The organism is Frankia nepalensis (assembly GCF_016786325.1).
Lineage (GTDB): Bacteria > Actinomycetota > Actinomycetes > Frankiales > Frankiaceae > Pseudofrankia > Pseudofrankia nepalensis.
The window spans coordinates 32,100-52,512 of record NZ_JADWYU010000143.1 but is presented as its reverse complement, the minus strand read 5'-3'; the positions used below and the strand labels follow the sequence as shown (position 1 = coordinate 52,512).

The following is a 20,413-nucleotide window of genomic DNA, read 5'->3' as shown; positions in this document are numbered from 1 at the left end:
GACCGCGTTGACCGCCACGACCCAGTCGACCGCCACGACCGACCCACGATCGGGACCATCACCGCCCGTCACGGCGGTCGGTGGGAAACCGCGGCGGGCCGGGCCGTCCTGCCCCGGCGAGCGGCCGGGCAGTCGCCCTGACCCGGATGGGAGAGCCAGATGGATCGCGCGCGCTTACTCGCCGCCTACGAACGCATGGTGCTGATCCGCCGGGTGGAGGAGCGGGTCGCCGTGCTGTACCGCGACGGGCTCGTACCGGGGTTCGTCCACACGTCGGTCGGCCAGGAGGCCTGCGCCGTCGGCGCGCTCGTCCACGCCCGCGCCAGCGACGTGATCACTTCGACGCACCGGGGACACGGCCACGTCCTGGCCAAGGGCCTGCCCCCGCGACAGATGCTGGCCGAGCTGATGGCCAGGGAGACCGGCGCCTGCCACGGGCGCGGCGGCTCCATGCACGTCGCCGACCCGGGGCTCGGCATCTTCGGCGCGAACGGCATCGTCGGCGCCGGCCTGCCGATCGCGCTCGGCGCCGCGCACGCGCTGCGCCGGCGCGGCGCCGGGGACGCCGTCATCGCCTTCTTCGGGGACGGCGCCGTCGCGACGGGGGCGTTCCACGAGGCCATGAACGTCGCCGCGCTCTGGCGGCTGCCGCTGGTGTTCTTCTGCGAGAACAACCGCTTCTCCGAGTTCTCCCGGGCCGAGGACCAGCATCCGGTGCCGGTGCGCGAGCGGGCCGGCGCCTACGGGATGGCGTTCGTCGAGCTGGCCGGCAACGACGTGGAGGCGGTCGCCGACGGGATGCGCCAGGTGCTCGACCAGGCACGGGCCGGGGACGGCCCGGTGCTGGTCGAGAGCGTCACCACCCGGGTGCGCGGCCACTACGAGGGAGACGAGCAGCGCTACCGGGAGCGCTCGGACCTCGACGACGCGACGGCCCGTGACCCGCTGCTGGTCACCCGGGCGCGGCTGCTCGGCCTGGGCGTGCCGGCGGCGGATGTCGAGCGGGCCGAGCGGCGGGCGGAGGCGGACGTCGAGGACGCCGAGAAGTTCGCCCGCGAGTCCCCGGAACCGGCCCCGGCGGACGCCGCGGAGTACGTCTACGCCCCGCGGCGGCGGGCCCGCCCCGACCAGGCGGCCGTGCCGGCCGGCGGCACCAGGGCCGACGGCACCCGGAGCGCCGCGGCGGCGGGTGGGGCCTCCTCAGCTGGGACGCCCCCCGAGGGGGCCGGCAGCCGGCCGTCCTCGGGCTCGCGCATCCTGCGGCAGGCGATGCGCGACGCGCTGGCCGCGGACCCGTTGGTCTTCCTCGCCGGCATCGACGTGGCCGGCGGCAACGTCTTCGGTCTCACCCGGGGCCTGGCCGGCGAGTTCCCCGACCGAGTCCTGGACACGCCGATCGCGGAGACCGCGATCATGGGGCTGGGGGTCGGCGCGGCCATGGCGGGCCTGCGCCCCGTCGTCGAGCTGATGTACCTGGACTTCCTGGGTGTCTGCCTCGACCAGATCATGAACCAGGCGGCCAAGCTGCGGTTCATGACCGGCGGGGCGGTCACCGTGCCGATGGTCGTCCGCACCCAGTTCGGGTCCGGCCGCTCCTCGGGCAGCCAGCATTCGCAGAGCCTGGAGACCCTCTTCGCGCACATCCCGGGCCTGACCGTGGTGATGCCGAGCTTCGGCGACGACGCCTACGGCCTGCTGCGGACCGCCATCGAGGACGACAACCCGGTGGTGTTCATCGAGAACAGGCTGCTGTACGAGCGGAAGTGGGCGATGCCCGCCGACGACCACCGCGTTCCGCTGGGCAAGGCCCGGGTGGTCCGCCCCGGCACCGACGTCACGATCGTCTCCTGGTCGCGGATGGTGTTCGAGGCGCTCGCCGCCGCCGAGACGCTGTCGACCGAGGGCATCGACGCGGAGGTCCTGGACCTGCGCACGATCGTCCCGCTGGACCGCGAGGCGGTGCTCGCCTCGCTCGCCCGCACGAACCGGCTGGTCGTCGCGCACGAGGCGGTGGTCGACTTCGGGGTCGGCGCGGAGATCGCCGCGCTCGCCGTGAACGAGGGATTCTGGTCGCTCGACGCGCCGGTCCGCCGCGTCGGGGCCGCCTACACGCCGGCACCGTACGCCCCGTCGCTGGAACGCCGCTGGGAGGCGGGCGCCGCCGACATCGTCCAGGCCGTCCGGGAGGTGACGGCATGCTGAGCCCGACCAGGCCGCACGCGGTGGACTACCACCTTCCCCGGGAGACGCTGGCCGACCGGCTGCGCGCCGCGGTGGCCGCGCGCGGCGACGAGCTGGCGGTCCTCGAGGGGGAGCGCCGGCTGAGCTACGCCGAGCTCGCGGCGGCGGCCGGGCGGGTGGCCGCCGGGCTGCGGGCGCACGGCGTCGGCACCGGAGACACCGTGCTGGTCCAGCTCCCCAACTGGTGGGAGACGAGCGTGGTCTCCTGGGGCGTCTTCCTGGCCGGCGCCGTGCTGGTGCCGGTGGTGCCCATCTACCGGGAACGGGAGCTGGCGCACATCGTCCGCCAGACCCGGCCGGCGGCGGCGTTCGTCCCCGAGGAGTACCGCTCCTACCGGCACGCCGAGGCGCTGCGGGAGGTGCTGCGCGCGGCGCGGCCCGCGGCGTGTGGATCGGCGTCCGCCGACGACCGGCCGGACGTGACGGTGGTCGCCGTGCGTGGCTCGGGTGACATGGGAGCCACGGGTGACGTGGGCGTCGAGACGCTGGCCGACTGGCTCGCCGGCCCGTCCTTCGGCGGACCGGAACCCATCGTCCCGGAAGCGCCGGCCGGCGCGGGCGACATCGCGGTCGTCCTCTACACCTCGGGCACGACCTCGGCGCCGAAGGGCGTGCTGCACAGCCACCAGACCCTGCTCGCGGAGACCCGCGCCATGGCGGCCGCGGCCCGGCTCGGCCCGGCCGACCGGGTCTTCATGGCCTCGCCGCTCAGCCACATCACCGGCCTGTCGTACGGCGTGCTCCTGCCGGCGGACCTCGGCAGCCCGGTCGTCCTGCAGAGCCGGTGGGACGCCGCCGCCGCGGTCGACCTGATCGAGGAGCACCGCTGCGCCTTCACCGTCAGCGCCACGCCGTTCCTGCGCGGGCTGACCGACGTCTACGCCGAGCGGCGGGCCCGAAGCGCGCTGCGGGTGTTCGTCTGCGGCGGCGCCGACATCCCGGCCACGCTGGTTCGCGAAGCCCACACGGTGATGGGGACGCGGGTGGTGCGCACCTACGGCTCGACCGAGCTGCCGACGTCGTCGATGGGCGACCCGTACGGCGACCTGGACGCCGCCGCGACCGGCGAGGGACGGCCGATGGGGGACAACGAGCTACGCCGCGACCCCGGCGCCCTGGCCGGCGAGCCCGGCGGGACCGACGGGTCTGACGGGTCCGCGCGGGCCGGGGACGTCGGGCAGGACGGAACCGCCGGCCCGCCGGCCGCCGCCGCCGTCAACGACGCCGCCGCCGGTGGTGAGGGGGAGCTGCTGGTGCGCGGCCCGGAGCTGTTCCTGGGCTACCTCGACCCGGAGCTGAACCGGGACGCGTTCACCCCGGATGGCTTCTTCCGCACCGGGGACCTGGCCCGGATCGGCGCCGACGGCACCCTGGTCATCTCCGGGCGGATCAAGGACATCATCAACCGCGGTGGCGAGAAGTTCAGCGCCGCCGAGGTGGAGTCGGTGCTGCTCAGCCACCCCGCCGTCGCCGACATCGCCGTCGTCGCCAGCCCCGACCCGACACTGGTCGAGCGTGCCTGCGCGTTCGTCGTGCCGGCGGCGGGCTGGACCCCGCCGACCCTGGCCGACCTGCGTGACCACGTGACCGGGGCGGGCCTGGCCATCCAGAAGGCCCCGGAGCTGCTGGTCGTCGTCGACGACCTGCCGCGCACCCCGAGCGGGAAGGTCCAGAAGTTCGTGCTCCGGCGCCGGGCGGTGGCTGGGTCCCCGCCGCCCCCGTCGGTCGGTTCTCCGCCGCCCGCGCCGGGCGGCACCGCGGAGGACCGGCCCGCGACGGAAGGACGCTGACCGCCATGGCGTGGACGGGCACCAGAACGAGGAGCACCCGGCCGATGGGCACGGCGTGCGTCGGCGTGGCCCCGGAAAGTGGGGCATCCCGGCGCGGGCCGCGTACGCTCAGTGGCGGCTTTGTGGTCGTCATATGGAGGAGCCCCACGTGGCCAGCTCACGCAAGGCCGATCGAGTCGGCCCTGGGGGTATGAGCGTGTCCGTCGGTAGCAATGTCCGGCACGCCCGGGAACGCGCGGGCCTGTCCGTGCGGGAGCTGGCGCGCCGCCTCGGGGTCTCGGCGAGCTTCCTGTCCCAGTTCGAGCTGGGCCAGAGCCAGGCGGCGGTGAACACGCTGTTCGCCATCGCGCGGGAACTGGACATCTCCCTCGACGAGTTGCTGGGCCACAGCGTCACGCCGCGGGCAGCGTCGCCGGCGCCCTCGGAGGCGACCATCGCTGGCGACCGGCCAGGCGCGGACGGCGCCGCGTCGAACGGTGTCGCTCCGGGCGGCGTCGTTCCGAACGGCCTCGCGCCGGAGCCGCCGCCGGTGCCGGAGTATCTCGCCTTCCAGACCGGCGTCCGCTGGCGCCGCCTGGTCGAGCCGGTCGACGAGCACGTCGACTTCCTGCTGACCGACTACGAGCCGGGGGCGGACTCGGCGCCGGCCGACCAGCCGCAACGACACCGGGGCACCGACTACGGGTACATCCTCGAAGGAACGCTGACCGTCATCATCGACGGCTGCCCCCGCCAGCTCGGGCCGGGCGAGGCGATCCGGATCAGCGGCGACGTCCCCCACCGCCTGCGCAACGAGACCGACCGCCTCGTCCGCGCCATCTGGTTCGTCACCGACTAGATCCACTGCCGCTGGGACTGGGTCCGCGGCGGAAGCTGCTTCCGCCGGCCGTGCCAACGGCACGGACGCGGCCGGCGCGCTGATGTGCCGGTGCCCGCGCTGATGTGCCGGTGCCGTTGCCGTGCTTGCGGCCGGTCATGTCTGCCCGTTGGCTGGGTCCGCCGGCGATACAGGACGAGGCTGGGCGTGAGAGGACGGCCACCGTCGCATCGGGCTTGTGCCGCCCGACTCGAGCCACTTGCGCGCACTTTGACGCTGGTCGAGTGGCATGGGCAGGGCTTCGGCATTTATTGCCGAGAGTTGCGCCGATTAACTTCATTCCGGCACTGCCGCGGCGCCAATCCTCATGAAGGAATTCCGGGAACCCGTCGATCGGGGGTGACGCCCCCCGATTTTGCCGGGCTGGACAGATGTTCGAAATCGTGATTTCGTTGATGAATGCCCGAGGTGCCCTTTCCCGATGACGCGGCTGAGGTGGTGCCGGGAATCCCGGCCGGGCTGGCGGACGAGGCAACCACGGGTCCGGCCACGGCCGGGATTTCCGCCGGCCGTGGCGACGCGGTGGAAAACGGCGCGGAAAACATGGGCGAGCGGTCTTTCTCTGGTGATGGCGTGGCGGCCGGGGAGAGCGGGCCGACCACGAGCCGGCCGTGGCTGGGGCGGCATCACCTGCTGTGCGTGGTCGACGAGGTGATGGGCGGGCTGGAGAAGCTGGGCGGGGCCAACCTGTGGGCGCTGTCCGACGTCGAGGCGCTGGAACTGCTCGACCAGGCCGAGAGGGCCTCCCGGTTGCTCGCCGCCCTGCAACTGGCGGTGGTCCGTGACCTGGGTGGCCGGGACCTGCGCCCGGTGTTCGGCGAGGAGGACCTGCCCTCCGTCCAGGACCTGCTGCGCTGGCAGCTCAAGATGCGCCCCGCCGACACCCGCCGGCTGGTGGGCCTCGCCCGCGACCTCGACGGCCCCTGCCAGCGCACCGGCCAGGCCCTGGCCGCCGCGGGCATCAGCCGCGACCAGGCGTCGGTCATCGCCGGCGCCCTCAACTCGTTGCCGGCGGACACCCCCGCCGAGCAGCGGGACTGGGCGGAGGCCTTCCTGCTGGCCCAGGCCGCGATCCTCGACGCCGACGACCTGGCCACCCTGGGCAGGACGATCCGCGACCGGGTCCGAGACCAACTACACCCACCCGGCGCGGACCCGCGCGACGACGGTGACCAGGCACGCCGCCGCGAGCTGCACCTCACCGACCAGCCCGACGGCACCACCCGCATCCACGGCACCCTGGACGCCGAGGGCGCCGCCGCGCTACGCGCCGCGCTCGATCCGCTGTCCAAGCCGCGGCCGCTTGGCGAGACCCCGGAAGACCACCGGACCGTTCCCCAGCGGCGCGCGGACGCCCTTGTCGAGATCACTCAGCGCGTCCTGGGTGCCGGCGCCCTTCCGTTGTCGCACGGCACCCGCCCGCACATCGCCGTCACCACGACGATCGACGCGCTCCTCGGCATGCCCGGCGCCGTCCCCGCCACCACCGGCCACGGCCAGCCGCTGTCGCGCGCGACCCTGGAGCGGATCGGCTGCGACGCCCACCTCACGCACATCCTCCTGTCCCAGGAGGGCACCCCGCTCGAGCTTGGCCGCACCCGCCGCCTCATCCCGCCCTCGCTGCGCCGCGCGTTGGAAGCCCGCGACGGAGGCTGCGCCTTCCCGAACTGCCGAAAGCCCGCCGCCTGGACCGACGCCCACCACATCAAGCACTGGGCCCACGGCGGACCGACGAACCTCGACAACACGGTCCTGGTCTGCCGCTATCATCACCGCGTCCTTCATCGCGAAGACTGGAAAGTCCTCGTCGGACCGGACGGTCACCCATACTTCATACCGCCCTATTCCGTCGACCCCAAGCAAAAACCACGCCGAAACCCCCTCCACCGGACGCTCGATCACCTATATTCCGGAATCTGGGGGCCACCCGATCATCCGGCTGGCGATTCTCCCTGACACCGTCAGTGCCCGGACATGCCTCCGTCGACGGCGAGGGTGCTGCCGGTGATGTAGGACGAGGCGGGGCTCGCGAGGAAGACGACGGCGGCGTCGAGCTCGTGCTGCAGGCCGAGCCGGTCCAGCGGGCTGGTCTGCCGGATGAAGGTCATGAGCTGGTTCTCGGGGATCTCGGCCGTCATCTCGCTGGCGAAGTAGCCGGGCGCGATCGCGTTGACCCGGATGCCGCGCCGCCCCGACCACTGCTGGGCCAGGTCCCGGGTGAGGCCGATCAGCCCGGCCTTGCTGGCGGCGTAGGCGGCCTGGGGGGCGTAGGACTTGATCAGCCCGAGCACGCTCGCGATGTTGACGACGCTCGATCCGGGCTTCATGACCCGCGCGCAGGACTGCGCCGCCCAGTAGGCGCCGTTGAGGTTGATGTCGATGACGCGCCGGAACTCGTCCGGTGTCTCGCGGACGGCGGGGACCGCGGTGCCGATGCCGGCGTTGTTGACCAGGACGTCGACGCGGCCGAACTCGGCGATCGCCGCCCGCGCGAGCGCCTCACACTGCTCCGGGTCGCTGACGTCGGTGGCGACCGCGAGGGCCTTGCGGCCCGCCTCCCGCACGGCCTGCGCCACATCGGACAACCGGTCCACGCGCCGGGCCGCGAGGACGACGTCGGCGCCGGCCTGGGCGAGCGCGCGGGCGAAGCCGGCGCCCAGGCCCGAGCTCGCCCCGGTGACCACCGCGACCTTGCCGTCGAGCCGGAAGAGGTCGAGGACGTTGCTCACGCCGAGGCCGTTGGCGAGGCCGTCGTTGTCGAGGACGTTGGTCATGCGGTCTCCTGCGACGCGGTCGACGTCAGGGTGGCGAGCCCGGCGGCGATGAGCGGCTCGACGGCCTGGCCGGCGAGCTCGAAGCCGGTGCCGACGGTCGCGCCCTGCCGGAACCGGGAGTAGATGCCTTCGGCGATGATGGCGATCTTGAAATAGCCGAGGCCGAGATAGAACCGCTGGTCACCGAGGTCGCGTCCGCTCGCGACGGCGTAGCGCTGGGTGAGCTCGTCGATGCCGGGCAGCCGCGGGCTGCTGGACGCCGCCGAGCCGCCGAGCACCAGGGCGATCGCGGGATGGGAGTAGGCCAGGTGCAACCCGAGATCGGCGAGCGGGTCGCCGAGGGTCGCCATCTCCCAGTCCACGACCGCGCGCACCGTGCCCGGGTCGGCCGGGTCGAGGATCGTGTTGTCGATCCGGTAGTCGCCGTGCACGATCGAGGCGCCGCTCTCGGCGGGGCACAGGGCGACGAGCCGTTCGTGCAGCCGGTCGACGTCGTCGAGCTCGCGGGTGCGCACGCGCTGCCACTGCTCGTGCCAGCGTTTCACCTGGCGGGCCAGGTAGCCCTCCGCCCGGCCGAACCCGGCCAGCCCCACCTCGGCCGGGTCGATGGCGTGCAGCCGGGCCAGCACGTCGACCAGGCCGTGCGCGCAGCGGGTGATCTGCTCCTCGGGCAGGGCGTGCAGCTCGTCGAGCGCGCGGATCACCAGGCCGTCGACATACTCGACGACGGTGAACGGCACCCCGAGCACGGCCGGATCCCCGAGCGCGACGGCCCGGGCCACCGGAACATCGGTGCCGGACAGCGCCGCGACGACCCGGAACTCCCGCGGCATGTCGTGCGCCGACGGGGTGAGCCCGCCCAGCGGCGGGCGGCGCAGCACCCATCGCGTCCGCCCGTCGGACAGCAGGTAGGTCAGGTTCGAGCGGCCGCCCGCCACCACCTCGGCGGTGAGCCGGCCGCCGAACCCGGGAACGTGCTCGGCGAAGTACGACTCGAGCGCTGGCAGGTCGAGCCCGTCCACCTTCGCCGGCTCGCCGCCCGCCGCCGGCTCGCCGCTTGTCGGCTCGTCGCTCATCGCTGCGCCGCCCGGTCGTGCTGGCGCAGGACCCGGCGGGCGATCGCCCAGCGGTGCGTCTCGGACGGGCCGTCGTAGATCCGGAAGGGGCGGACCTCGCGCAGGAACCGGCCGAGCGGGATGTCCCCGGACACGCCGAGGGAGCCGCAGAGCTGCAGCGAGCGGTCGACGACCCGCCAGATGGCCTCGGCGCAGAAGGTCTTGGCGATCGCCGTGGACTGGGACGCTGAGCGTCCCTGGTCGAGCTCCCAGCAGGCCTGGAGGATGAGGCCGCGGGCCGCCGCGATGTCGATCTCGTTGTCGGCGATCATCTGCTGGGCCATGCCGAGCTCGCCGAGCCGGGAGCCGAAGATCCGCCGTTCGGCCGCCCGCGCGACGGCGATGTCCTGCGACCGCTGGGCGATGCCCAGCCAGCGCATGCAGTGCGTCATCCGGGCCGGGCCGAGCCTGACCTGCGCGTAGCGGAAGCCCTGGTCGGGCGCGCCGAGCACGGCCGAGTCCGGCACCACGCAGTTGTCGAAGACGAGCTCGAGGTGGCCGCCGTAGAGGCTTTCGTCGAGGGTCTCGATGTGGCGGATGGTCTTCATCCCCGGGTTGTCGGCGTCGACCAGGAACATCGTGGCGCCGCCCTGGTCGCCGGGCGCGCCCGCGGTCCTGGCCATGCAGATCGCGAAGGCCGCGCCCTCGGCGCCGGTGATGAACCACTTGTGGCCGTCGATGCGCCAGCCACCGGGAACCCGCTCGGCGCGGGTGCTCAGCGCGCTGGGGTCGGAGCCGGCGCCCGGCGCGGGCTCCGTCATCGCGAAGCAGGACCGGACCTCGCCCGTGGCGAGCGGCCGCAGGTACTGCTCCTTCTGCTCCTCGGTGGCGATGGCCTCCAGCATGTGCATGTTGCCCTCGTCGGGCGCGGCGATGTTCAGCGCGAGGGGGCCCAGCAGCGAGTAACCCGCCTGCTCGAACACGGCGGCCCGGCCGAGCATGTCGAGCCCGTGCCCGCCGAACTCGGCGCTCACATGCGGGGCGAACACGCCGGCCTGCCGGGCGGCCCGCTGCAGCTCGATCCGGACGTCCTCGGAGCGCGCGACCCCGTGCTCCCGCTCCTCGACGGGGATCACCACCTCGCGGACGAACTGCGCGGTGCGTCGCGCGAGCTCCTCGACGGCTGGGTCCTGGGTGAGGTCGACTGCCATGACACCTCGCTGTGGCTAATGGGCATTAGCCGGGATCCTAAAGGTGTATATTCCGATCAACAACAGTTCTGTGTGATCGCTCATGGAGGCGCGGCCGGGCCGGCTAGCGTGGGTTAGCCTGGGAGGGAAGGAACGTGAGCCGGTCCGACGACATCCGCGCCGCGGCGCTGGAACTGTTCACCCGCCGGGGCTACGAGGCGACCACGATGGCCGACATCGGCGCCGCGGTCGGGATCCGCGGCCCGAGCCTGTACAAGCACGTCGCGTCCAAGCAGGACCTGCTGGCCCAGATCATGACCGCCACGATGGCGGAGCTGCTCGCCCTCCACCAGGCCGCCGTCGCCAGCAGCGACGACCCGACCGAACGCCTGCGCAGGGCCGCCGAGGCGCACGTCCGCTACCACGCGCGGCACCGGCTCGAGGCCTTCGTCGGCAATCGCGAGATCCGCAGCCTGACCGAGCCCCATCGCGGCAAGGTGCTGGCGCTCCGCGCCGAATACGAAGCGTGTTTCCGGGAGCTCATCCACGCGGGAGTCGCCGCGGGGCGCTTCCACGTGACCTCGGCGCGCCTGGCCTCCTACGCCGTGCTCGACCTCGGCATGGGCGTCGCGACCTGGTACCGCGAGGACCGCGAGCTCTCCGAGGACGCGGTCGTCTGGCAGTACAGCGAGTTCACCCTCCGCCTCGTCGGCGCGTGCCAGCCGTCGTGACCGGCGGCGCGTCCAGCCGGCGCGACCGCGTTGTCGAGGCGGGCGCGCTCCGACCCTCGAAGCCGCCGGGCCTCACTCCGGCATCCTGAGCCGCCGGCCCGCGTCGCCGTGATCACTCCGCCGCCTGGAGGAAGACCAAAGACCAGGACAACCGAAGGTCAGCCCGACGACGCTTCCCAAATCCGGGGACGAATCCGCCGCAACGGTCGGGGGCGGGCTGCGCGTCTTCCTTTCGGAGGCCAGCCAGCTGGCCCTCCGCATGTTCCGATCCGGGCCAAGGAGCGGCGCCCATGCCCATCCCTTGTGACGACCCGCCCTGTGACGACCCGCCGGCGTGGCGGCGGCCGTCGGCCGCGGACCCGAAGACGGTCGACTCCGTCGAGGCCGCCTGGCGGGTGCCGGGCGTCGCGGTGGTCCTGCGCGGCTCGCTCAGCCAGCCCACCCTCATCTCCTCCGGAGCCTGGGCCGAGTTCCTCGCGGCCGTGAAACGAGGCGAGTACGACGATTTGCCGCGGGTGGCGTAGCCGCGCCGACCGCGGCCGCCCCGGGGTTTCAGGGCGGCCGCGGGCGGGCCGGGCCGATGCCGCGCCGGCGGCGCTTCGTCATTCAGCGGCGGGCGGGCGCCGATCCGGGGCTGGACGCGGGTCGGGCAGCTCGGGGCGGGAAAACATGCGGAACAGCATCCACAGTGCGGGGACCAGCGCCACCATCCCGAACCCGATCGCCAGCAGCAGCGCCTGGATGTTCGCGGCCGGGGCCGCGGCGTCGCTCACCGTGGAGTGGCCGACCACCAGGTCGGGATACTGGGCCGCGGCCCAGCCCCAGAGCACGGCGGCGACCGCCAGCCCGGCGGCGAGCCGGGCCGCGACGAACCGGTGCCGCCACACCAGCGTCAGCGCGCCGATCCCGCCCGCCGCGGACAGCGCGACGAACAGCGGTGAGCGGTCGGCGAAGCGGTCGGCGACCACCGGCGCCTCCCGCCACAGCAGCGGCAGCAGGACCGCGGCGAGCATGCCGGCCACCACCGCGCCGCCGAGAGCGCGCCGCCGGAAGTAGGGCACCAGATGCGCCGTCGCGGGTGACGAGGCCGCGTCGCGGCACAGGTAGACGGCGGCCAGGAAGGCGGTGACGACGACGGCGAAGACTCCGGACACCAGGCCGAACGGGTTGGTCAGCGGGGCGAGCGGGTCGTCGGTCGCCAGGTCGCCGGTGGCCAGCGCGGCGCCGCAGACGCCGAGCGCGAACGGCGTGACGGTGGAGGCGGCGGCGAACACATGCCCCCACCACTGGTCCGGTCCGGCGGCGCCGGCCCCGTACGCCCGGTACACGTAGGCGGCTCCCCGCAGCACGATGCCGACCAGCGCCAGGACGAGCGGCAGCTCCAGCGTGGACCCGACCACGCCGAACGCCGGCGGGAACCCGCTGAACATCGCGACGATGACGAAGATCAGCCAGACGTGGTTGGCCTCCCAGACCGGCCCCAGGGCCCCCGCGATCAGCGTCCGGGCGTCGCCGGCGTCGCGGCCGCGGGCCAGCAGGTCCCACACCCCGGCGCCGAAGTCGGCGCCGGCCAGCAGGGCATACGCGGTCAGCCCGCCGACCATGACGAGCAGCAGCAGATCGGCGGCGCTCACCGCGCGCCTCCGGCGGGTCCGGCCGACGCCCGGACGGCCGGGAGCGGGCCGGGTGACGCACCGTCGGCCGGTGGCGGGCCGTCGGCCGGTGGTGGGCCGTCCACCGGGGGGCCGGCGGCGGTCTGCTGCTGGGCGGGTCCGCCGGTGGCCATCCGGCGGAGGATGAGCACCAGAGCCGTCGCCAGGCCCAGGTAGAGCGTCAGCGTGCCGGCGAACGCCCAGCCGATGCCGGCGCTGCTGGTGACCGCCTCGTCCACCCGCATCCGCCCGTAGACGATCCAGGGCTGGCGCCCGCCCTCGGTGACCTCCCAGCCGGCCAGCATGGCGAGCATCGACGCGGGACCGGTCGCCGTGGCGGCCAGCAGCCAGTATCTGCCGGTGGGCACCAGCGGGCGCGCGCCGCGGCGCCGGCGGCGCAGCGCCGTGACCGCCACCAGCGCGGACAGCCCGATCATCGCCGTGCCGAGCCCGACCATCAGGGTGAACGCCGAGTGGACGAGCAGGGCGTTCGGCCGGTCGGCCGCCGGCACCGCCTCGAGGCCGGGCACCACGTGGTCCCGGCTGAAGCCCTGCAGCAGCGACAGGCCGCCAGGGATCTCGATGCCGTACCGGACCTCGCCGGTGGCCTCGTCGTAGATCCCGCCGATGGTCAGCGGGGCGTGCGCGCCGGTGCGGTACAGGCCCTCCATCGCCGCGAGCTTCATCGGCTGCGCGTCGCCGACGACCCGGGCGGCCCAGTCGCCGACCACCAGCTGCAGCGGCGCGCAGGCCAGGACGGTGACCAGCCCGACCCGTAGCCCGGCCTGGTGGTAGGCGTCCCGCCGGCCGCGCAGCATCCCGACCGCGTACACCCCGGCGACCGCGCCGCCGGTGCACATCAGGGCGGCCAGCATCATGTGCACGACCTGGTGCGGGGTGGACGGGCTGAGAAACGGCGCGAGCGGCTCGGCCGAGACCACCGTGCCGTCGTGCTCCCGCACCCCGCGCGGCACGTTCATCCAGGCGTTCGCCGTGATGATGAACAGCGTCGAGAGGGTTCCGGCGATCGCGATCGGCCACAGCGTCAGCCAGTGCGCCCGTGGCGGCATCCGCCGCCAGCCGTACAGGTACATCCCGAGGAAGATCGCTTCGACGAAGAACGCGAAGCCCTCCAGGGTGAACGACAGCCCGAGCGCCCCGCCGTAGCGGGACATGAAGGCCGGCCACAGCAGGCCGAACTCGAACGACAGCACCGTCCCGGAGACCGCCCCGACGGCGAACAGCACGGCGAAGGCCCGGGCCCACTTGCGGGTGAGCGCGTACCAGACCTCGTCGCCGGTCCGCAGCCAGCGTCCCTCGGTGTACAGGAGCAGCCACGGCAGCCCGACGCCGAACACGGCGAAGCAGATGTGGAACGCGAGGCTGAAGGCCGTCTGCCCGCGGGCGAGATCGGTCGACGCGAGGATCACCGGTGCCGACGCCAGCTCCATGAGCTCACCCCAAAGATCTTCTACGCTCTGTCGAAGATATCTTCTACGCTACGTCGAAGATCATGGGTCGGCAAGCGCGCTGAGCCGCTGTGACGCGGTCGACGACGCGGCGGGCGGGGCGGTGGGTGTGGCGGTGGGTGTGGGACGAGGGGGCGGCGAGGGGACGGCGAGGTCCCGAGCGCGTGCGCGGAGCCGGCACCTGGGCGGACACGGCGGCGCATTTGCGGAATCGCGAGGTTTGTGCCGGCCCGCACGGGAATAGGCCCCGCGGTTGCCCTTCTCAACCTGAGCGAGGTCCGATGTCGACGCGTTCCGCGCAAGCCGCCCCCGTTGGTCGCCCTCCGTTCACCCGCCCGGAGCCGGACTCCGCGCTCCCTCTGCCGCTCGGCCGCCGGCTGCCCGGCGACGGTGAGGCGGCGACTGTCCTTGACGCGACCCTCGTTCCCGAGCCCATCGAGGGCGGTCTCGACGTCGACGCCGACCTCGACAACCTCGAGAACGTCGACAGCCTCGACGGAGGTGACGCCGAGGGCGACCTCACCGACTGGCGGTTCGGCGCCGCCTGCGGACCGGCCGACGTCGAGATCTTCTACCCGCCGGAGGCCATCGACGCGCAGGAACGGCGCCGGCGCGAGGCGGTCGCCAAGGAGATCTGCGCCGGATGCCCGGTCCGCGTGCAGTGCCTGCTGTGCGCGGTGGTCGCGGGGGAACGGCACGGGATCTGGGGCGGTACCACGCCGGCCGAGAGGTTCACCAACGCCGAGGGGCCGCTGCTGCGGCCGAGCGCGGCGTGAGCGAGTAGATCCGGCCGCCGATTCCCGGTCGGCTGGCGCTTCCCTGGTTCTCGGCCAGGTTTCGCCGGCCGCCGGCCGCCGGCGGCCGGGGCGGACCGGCACGGCGACCGCGTCGGCTACGTCGACCGGCCCGAACTCCTCACGGGCCTTTGGGGCCGAATCCTGCCAGTCGACGCGAATCTGTGAAGGGACTGGCGCCATGGCGACGACGGAGGACGTGTCCTCGCCGGGCACGGGTCAGCTTCCCATGACGGCGACGGGCCGGGTGCCCTCCGAGCGCCGCGGGGAGCCGGACGACGTCGTTTCGTTGGCCGCTCGCCAGGCCGGCGCGCCCGTCGAGACGGCGGCGTCCGGTCCCGCGCTCGAGGCCGCGCGGGCCTGCGCGCTCGAGACGCTGCGTTCCAACGACGGCGGGGGATTCACTCGGCCGTCGGCGCGGTTGTATGGCCACCAGTGGCTGTGGGACAGCTGTTTCGTCGCGATCGGTCTGCGTCATGTGGACGTGGAGCGGGCCGCCGCCGAGGTGGTGTCCCTGTTCACGGGGCAGTGGCCCAACGGGATGCTGCCGCACATCAGGTTCTGCCCGGCCGCCGGTGAGCCCTACCACGCGGACCCCCGGCTGTGGGGCGTCCGGAAGGCGGTCGAGGCTCCGCCGGCGGTGGAGACCAGCGGGGTCACCCAGCCGCCGCTGGTGGCGGAGGCGGTTGCCCGCGTCGGCGAGGTCATGCCGGCGCGGCGGCGGCTGGCGTTCTACCGACAGGTGCTGCCCGGCCTGATCGCCTATCACGAATGGCTCTACCGGGAACGTGACCCGGGGGGCAGTGGCCTGGTCGCGGTGGTGCATCCGTGGGAGTCGGGCATGGATGACACGCCTCCCTGGTCGGCTGCTGTCCGCCACCTCATACCGGCGAGGGTCCGTGCCGTCAGGGACTCGGGAGCGGTGGACGTGCTCGACGGGCTTCGCCGCGACAACAGGACGGTGCCGGCCCGGGAACGGATCGCGGCGGACGAGCTGTTCACCCTCTACGAGCTCACCCGCCGGCTGCGCGCGGCGCATTACCGGTTCGCCGAGATCGAGGCGGCCGGGCTGCCAGCGATCCGGGACGTCGGGTTCAACGCGGTGCTGGTACGCGCCAACCACCAGCTGGAAATGGTCGCGGCCGACGCCGGGCAGACCCTTCCCCCGGGGCTTCGCCGGGCCATGCGCACCACCCAGGACGCGTTCGCGAACCTGCTGGCCGACGGATTCCCGCGGCATCAGGACGCCCGCACCGGCCGGCCGCTGCCGGACGAGACGGTGGCGGGCTTCCTCGCCCTGTACGCCGGAGCCGTGCCTCCCGAGCAGGTCGGTCACCTCGCCGGGCAGCTTTTCGGCCCGCGGTGGACCGGTCGGTACGGGCCGGCCAGCGTGCCCTTCGACGCCCCCGCGTTCGACCCGTGCCGGTACTGGCGGGGACCGGTGTGGCCGATGGTGAACTGGCTGCTCGCCGACGGGCTCGCCAGGTCGGGGCGGGCCGTCGAGGCACGAAGGCTCCGGGAGGACACCGTCGAGCTGGTCACCCGTTCCAGCCGGCCCTACGAGTACTACTCGCCGGTCGACGGCGCCGGACACGGAGCGCCCGACTTCGCGCCCACCGCCGCGGTCGTCCTCGACATGCTCCGCGCCGAATGATCCGTTCGGTGGACCGGCATCAACGCTCACCGGTCTGGCACCGTGGACCGATCTAGAAGTACGGCCGGGCGTGTCCCGATTCGCGCCGTGGTGCTTGGCGTCGGTGACTTTTCCGCGGGCGAGTGACCACTTTGCTGGTCAGCTAACCACCCGTCGGTTCCCCGGCATTGTCTGGAACAGCGCGAATCTCCGCGAATGGCGGCCGTCCTCCGATGTGGTTCGAGAAAGTGGCTACCCGTTGAACGTCCGCTGTTGGCCGCCCGGCGTACGGGAACGACTCGCCGGTCACGCGGCCAGCCCAGGTGTGCCGGGATCGGGAGTTACGATCGCGGACCGCGGCCCGGTCTCCGTGAACCTAGGCCCTTCGAACGGCGTCGTGAGGTGATCCGGCTGACCCGTTCGAAAGGGCCAGCGTGCCGCCGACGCTGACGCACGCGAGCGCGGAGGGGTGGTTGTGCATCAATGGGGCCGTCGCGAGGACCAGCGCCTGACCATGGGGAAGGGCCGATTCGTCGCCGACATCGAGGTCCCGGGCTGTCTCGACGCCGTGTTCGTGAGAAGCAAGACCGGGCACGGAACCCTCAGGTCGGTGGATTGCGCGCCGGCCCGGGCGGTACCGGGCGTCGTGGGCGCCTGGGCGGCCGCGGATCTCATGGACATGCCGGCGTGCGCGCATTCCGCGTCGGTCCTGCAGGATCTGCCGCCCGTTCCGCACTCCGTGCTCGCCCGACTGTCCTCGGATGAGGCGGTGGCCGGCCGGGAGTGGCCGGCGCTGGTGAAGGAGCGCGTGCGCTACGCGGGCGAGGCGGTCGCGGTGGTCGTGGGGGAGGACCGTTACCTGGCCGAGGACGGCGCGGCCGAGGTCACGTTCGAGGTCGAGCCGCTGCCCGCGATGGTGCGGCCATCCGACGCGGCGCGGGATTCGTTCCCTCTTTTTGACGGGCTGAGCAACGTCGCCCTGACGGGGGAGGCCGGCCAGCCGATCGACGATTCGGTGTGGCGGGACGCGGCCGCCGTGGTGGAGGGCCGGTACCGCCAGAGCCTGCTCCTGCCCACGCCGATGGAGTGCCGGGCGATCCTCGTCGCGCCGGACGCGGACCGGCTGACGGTGTGGGCCGGGCACCAGGCGCCGCACCGCCTGCGGCGCGAGCTGGCCGCGTCGCTGGGCTGGCCCGAGGACCGGGTGCGCGTCGTGGTCCCGGACACCGGGGGAGCCTTCGGCTCGAAGAGCGCCACCTTCCCGGAGTACGTCGTCGTCGCCTACCTGGCGGTGAAGCTCCGCCGTCCCGTCCGCTGGATCGAGGACCGCCTCGAATCGATGATGGTCGCGACGCGGGGCCGAGGGCAGGACCAGCGCGTCCGGCTCGCCGCCGACGCCGATGGACGGCTGCTCGCCTATGAGCTGACCATCGAAGCCGATGTCGGCGCGTACCCGCACCTCGGGGTGGGGCTGCCGATGCAGACGGCCTGGATGGCGACCGGTCCCTACGCCACGCCCAAGGTGCACGCGACCGTCCGCTCCGTCCTGACCAACACCATGGTGACCTACCCCTACCGCGGCGCCGGCCGCCCGGAGGCGGCCATCGCCCTGGAACGATCCATGGACACGATGGCCCGGCGCCTCAGCATGGACCCGGCGGAACTGCGGCGGCGCAACCTCATCCCGCCGGAAAGCTTCCCCTACGAGACACCCACCGGGCGGCGGTACGACAGCGGGAACTACGCCGGCGCCCTCGAGCTGGCGCTGCGGACCGTCGACTACGACGGGTGGCGGGCCGAGCAGGCCAGGCGCGGGAAGGACCCGGGCGCGATGCCGCTGGGGATCGGCCTTTCGTGCTACGTGGAACGCAGCGGCGGTGAACCGGGCGGACTGTTCGAGTTCGGCGGCCTCGAAGCTGGCGAGGACGGCTCGATCACCGCGCGGTGCGGCGCGGCTTCCAGCGGCCAGGGCCACGAAACGGTCTTCCCCGCGCTGGTGGCCAGGACCCTGGGCGTGGCGCAGTGGCGCGTCCGGCTGATCGAAGGAGACACCGGCGAGCAGCCCGAGGGCCTGGGGTCCTTCGCCAGCCGCACGGCGCAGGTGGTGGGCGCCCTGCTGTGGCACGCCTGCCAGCTGCTCATCGACGAGGCCCGGCGGCGGGCCGCGCGGATGTGGGGCGTGCCGGTCGAGCGGGTGGAGTGGTCCGACGGCACCGTGCGGGACGCCCATGACCGCTCGGCGGTCCTGGATCTGTCCCACCTGGTCAAGGCCACCGGGCCGCTGAAGGTGGACGACCGGTTCGAGACCGGGATGGCGTTCCCGTTCGGCACCCACGTGGCGGTGGCCGAGGTCGACCCGGAGCTGGGCACCGTGCACCTGCTGCGCCTGGTCGCGGTGGACGACTGCGGGGTCGTGCTCGACCCCGAGATCGTGCACGGGCAGGCCTTCGGTTCCTGCGTGCAGGGCATCGGCCAGGCCCTCTACGAGGGAATCCCCTACGGCGACGACGGCGTGCCCCTGCTGGGCAACGGTCTGCTGGACTATCTGCTGCCGACGTTCAGCGAGGTGCCGCCGATCGAGGTCAGGCACACCCGCACCCCGAGTCCCGGATCCCCCCTGGGCGCCAAGGGCGCTGGGGAGTCGGGCTGCATCGGCACTCCGGCGGCGGTCGTCAACGCCGTGATCGACGCGCTCCAGGTCGCCGACCCGGACCTGCTCCAGATGCCGCTCACCCCAGACGTGGTGTGGCGCGCGGCCCGGGCCCCGAAACGGGGGGAGCCCCGGTGAAGCCCGCGGCCTTCGACTACGTCGCGCCGCGCACGGTGGCCGAGGCGGTCGACGCGCTCGGCACCGGCGGCCGAAGGGCCCAGGTACTGGCCGGCGGGCAGAGCCTGATCCTCGAGATGCGCCTGGAGCGCATCCGTCCCGACCTGGTGGTCGACATCAACCGGATCCCGGCGCTCGACGAGCTGCGGGTGCGCGACGGCACCCTGCGGGTCGGCGCCCTGGTGCGGCATCGCGCGTTCGAGTCCGCGCACGCGGTGCCGGGTCCGCTGGGCGCGCTGTTCGCGCGCGCCGTCGGCAACATCGCCCACCCACCCATCCGCGCGCGCGGAACCATGGTGGGCAGCGTCGCCTGGGCGCATCCCGCCTCGGAGTGGTGCGCGATCGCCGTGGCGCTGGACGCCGACGTCGAGATGGCGGGCCCGCGGGGCGCGCGGAACCTGGCAGCCGGCGACTTCTTCCAGGGGCCGTTGAAGACGGCGGGGCAACCGGGGGAGCTGATCACCTCCGTGCGCTACCCGCTGCTCGGCGACGACACCGGAGTCGGCTTCGTCGAGCACCGGCGCACCCACTTCTGCTTCGCCCAGGTCGCGGCCGCGGCGGCCCTCACCGCGCGAGGCGGCGTGATCAGCGAGGCGAGGATCGGCCTCGTCAACTGTGCCGACCGGCCCCTGCGGGCGCACGCCGCGGAGGCCGCGTTGACCGGGGTCGAGATCGGCCCGCCGCTGGACGGGTACCGGCTGCCCGAGAACCACCCGTTCGCCCGTGCTGGCCGGATCGCGGCGGAGCGGGACGCCGCGCCCGTCGCGGAGCCATACGCCGACCTGGAATACCGCGGGCACGCCATCGCGGTCGTCGTCGCCAGGACACTGTGCCAGGCGGCGAGCGACCAGCGGTCGCGCGCCCGCGCGCTCGAGGGAGAGAGCCGGTGAAGATCACCCTCACCGTCAACGGCGAGGAGTTCCCCCTCGACGTGGAACCCCGCCGCGTTCTCGCCGACGTGCTGCGGGAGGACTGCCGGCTGACCGGCACGCATCTGGGCTGCGAGCACGGTGTCTGCGGGGCCTGCGGCGTGCTGGTGGACGGCGAGGCGGTCCGCTCCTGCCTGATCCTCGCCGTGCAGTGCGACGGCAGTTCTGTCCGCACGGTGGAGGGCCTCGCCGGACCGGACGGCGAGCCCAGCGCGCTGCAGCGGGCGTTCTCCGCCGAGCACGCGCTGCAGTGCGGCTTCTGCACCCCCGGGTTCCTCATGGTGGCCACGGGAGCGCTGGAGGCCGACCCCACCCTCGGCGACGATCCGGATCGAATCGAGGACCTGGTCCGGTCCAACCTGTGCCGGTGCACCGGGTACGAACCCATCCGGCGCGCGATCACGCGCGCCGCCCAGGAGGCACGCCAGCTCGCGCCCTGAGCGCGCTGTCG

Annotated in this window: 16 protein-coding genes; 11 read left to right on the top strand and 5 right to left on the bottom strand. The window is 73.5% G+C overall.

All coding sequences use genetic code 11. From position 1 onward, the window contains the following. The first annotated feature begins 159 nt into the window (after positions 1–159). From I6A81_RS21795 to I6A81_RS21780, 4 genes are all read left to right on the top strand, one after another. Positions 160–2,202, top strand: coding sequence for an alpha-ketoacid dehydrogenase subunit alpha/beta (locus I6A81_RS21795; protein WP_202999107.1), 2,043 nt, complete (start codon positions 160–162; stop codon positions 2,200–2,202). Further along, the gene (locus tag I6A81_RS21790) at positions 2,196–4,031 is read left to right on the top strand and encodes an AMP-binding protein (RefSeq protein WP_202999106.1); all 1,836 of its coding nucleotides are present in this window, start codon (positions 2,196–2,198) and stop codon (positions 4,029–4,031) included. The genes I6A81_RS21795 and I6A81_RS21790 overlap by 7 nt, the downstream gene beginning before the upstream one ends. Positions 4,032–4,221: 190 nt before the next feature. Then, positions 4,222–4,869 carry a helix-turn-helix domain-containing protein gene (locus I6A81_RS21785; protein ID WP_202999105.1) on the top strand — a complete coding sequence of 216 codons (648 nt, stop codon included), beginning with the start codon at positions 4,222–4,224 and terminating at the stop codon, positions 4,867–4,869. Positions 4,870–5,307: 438 nt separating this feature from the next. Then, positions 5,308–6,864: an HNH endonuclease signature motif containing protein gene (locus I6A81_RS21780; protein WP_238428081.1), complete on the top strand. Its 1,557-nt coding sequence runs from the start codon at positions 5,308–5,310 to the stop codon at positions 6,862–6,864. A gap of 5 nt (positions 6,865–6,869) precedes the next feature. Here I6A81_RS21780 and I6A81_RS21775 read toward each other — a convergent pair whose 3' ends face one another. From I6A81_RS21775 to I6A81_RS21765, 3 genes are read right to left on the bottom strand one after another with little or no spacing between them, the layout of a single operon-like run. Further along, positions 6,870–7,637: an SDR family NAD(P)-dependent oxidoreductase gene (locus I6A81_RS21775; protein ID WP_202999158.1), complete on the bottom strand. Its 768-nt coding sequence runs from the start codon at positions 7,635–7,637 to the stop codon at positions 6,870–6,872. 41 nt (positions 7,638–7,678) lie between these two features. Beyond that, on the bottom strand, positions 7,679–8,758 hold the full coding sequence (locus I6A81_RS21770) for a phosphotransferase family protein (protein WP_202999103.1): 1,080 nt from the start codon (positions 8,756–8,758) through the stop codon (positions 7,679–7,681). After that, positions 8,755–9,948, bottom strand: a complete 1,194-nt coding sequence (locus I6A81_RS21765; RefSeq protein WP_202999101.1) for an acyl-CoA dehydrogenase family protein — start codon at positions 9,946–9,948, stop codon at positions 8,755–8,757. The genes I6A81_RS21770 and I6A81_RS21765 overlap by 4 nt, the downstream gene beginning before the upstream one ends. Positions 9,949–10,082: 134 nt before the next feature. On the opposite strand from I6A81_RS21765, the gene I6A81_RS21760 reads away from it, so the two are divergent. Further along, positions 10,083–10,658, top strand: coding sequence for a TetR/AcrR family transcriptional regulator (locus I6A81_RS21760; RefSeq protein ID WP_307874812.1), 576 nt, complete (start codon positions 10,083–10,085; stop codon positions 10,656–10,658). 290 nt (positions 10,659–10,948) lie between these two features. Continuing rightward, positions 10,949–11,182 carry a DUF397 domain-containing protein gene (locus I6A81_RS21755; protein WP_202999100.1) on the top strand — a complete coding sequence of 78 codons (234 nt, stop codon included), beginning with the start codon at positions 10,949–10,951 and terminating at the stop codon, positions 11,180–11,182. 78 nt (positions 11,183–11,260) lie between these two features. Here I6A81_RS21755 and I6A81_RS21750 read toward each other — a convergent pair whose 3' ends face one another. Together I6A81_RS21750 and I6A81_RS21745 are read right to left on the bottom strand one after the other, a co-directional pair. Further along, entirely contained in the window at positions 11,261–12,292 is a 1,032-nt protein-coding gene (locus I6A81_RS21750) for a cytochrome d ubiquinol oxidase subunit II (RefSeq protein WP_202999099.1), read from the bottom strand. After that, positions 12,289–13,761 (bottom strand): cytochrome ubiquinol oxidase subunit I, encoded by a 1,473-nt coding sequence (locus I6A81_RS21745; protein ID WP_202999098.1) that lies wholly within the window; start codon positions 13,759–13,761, stop codon positions 12,289–12,291. Before I6A81_RS21745 ends, I6A81_RS21750 begins: the two co-directional genes overlap by 4 nt. A 299-nt stretch (positions 13,762–14,060) precedes the next feature. Here I6A81_RS21745 and I6A81_RS21740 point away from each other — a divergent pair, with 299 nt between their 5' ends. From I6A81_RS21740 to I6A81_RS21720, 5 genes are all read left to right on the top strand, one after another. Continuing rightward, complete coding sequence (locus I6A81_RS21740) at positions 14,061–14,555, top strand: WhiB family transcriptional regulator (RefSeq protein WP_202999097.1); 495 nt, start codon at positions 14,061–14,063, stop codon at positions 14,553–14,555. 199 nt (positions 14,556–14,754) lie between these two features. After that, positions 14,755–16,227: an MGH1-like glycoside hydrolase domain-containing protein gene (locus I6A81_RS21735; protein WP_202999096.1), complete on the top strand. Its 1,473-nt coding sequence runs from the start codon at positions 14,755–14,757 to the stop codon at positions 16,225–16,227. A gap of 493 nt (positions 16,228–16,720) precedes the next feature. Then, positions 16,721–18,994, top strand: coding sequence for a xanthine dehydrogenase family protein molybdopterin-binding subunit (locus I6A81_RS21730; RefSeq protein WP_202999095.1), 2,274 nt, complete (start codon positions 16,721–16,723; stop codon positions 18,992–18,994). After that, complete coding sequence (locus I6A81_RS45700) at positions 18,991–19,923, top strand: FAD binding domain-containing protein (protein WP_202999094.1); 933 nt, start codon at positions 18,991–18,993, stop codon at positions 19,921–19,923. Before I6A81_RS21730 ends, I6A81_RS45700 begins: the two co-directional genes overlap by 4 nt. Further along, the gene (locus I6A81_RS21720; RefSeq protein WP_202999092.1) at positions 19,920–20,402 is read left to right on the top strand and encodes a (2Fe-2S)-binding protein; all 483 of its coding nucleotides are present in this window, start codon (positions 19,920–19,922) and stop codon (positions 20,400–20,402) included. The genes I6A81_RS45700 and I6A81_RS21720 overlap by 4 nt, the downstream gene beginning before the upstream one ends. The last annotated feature ends 11 nt before the right edge of the window (positions 20,403–20,413 follow it).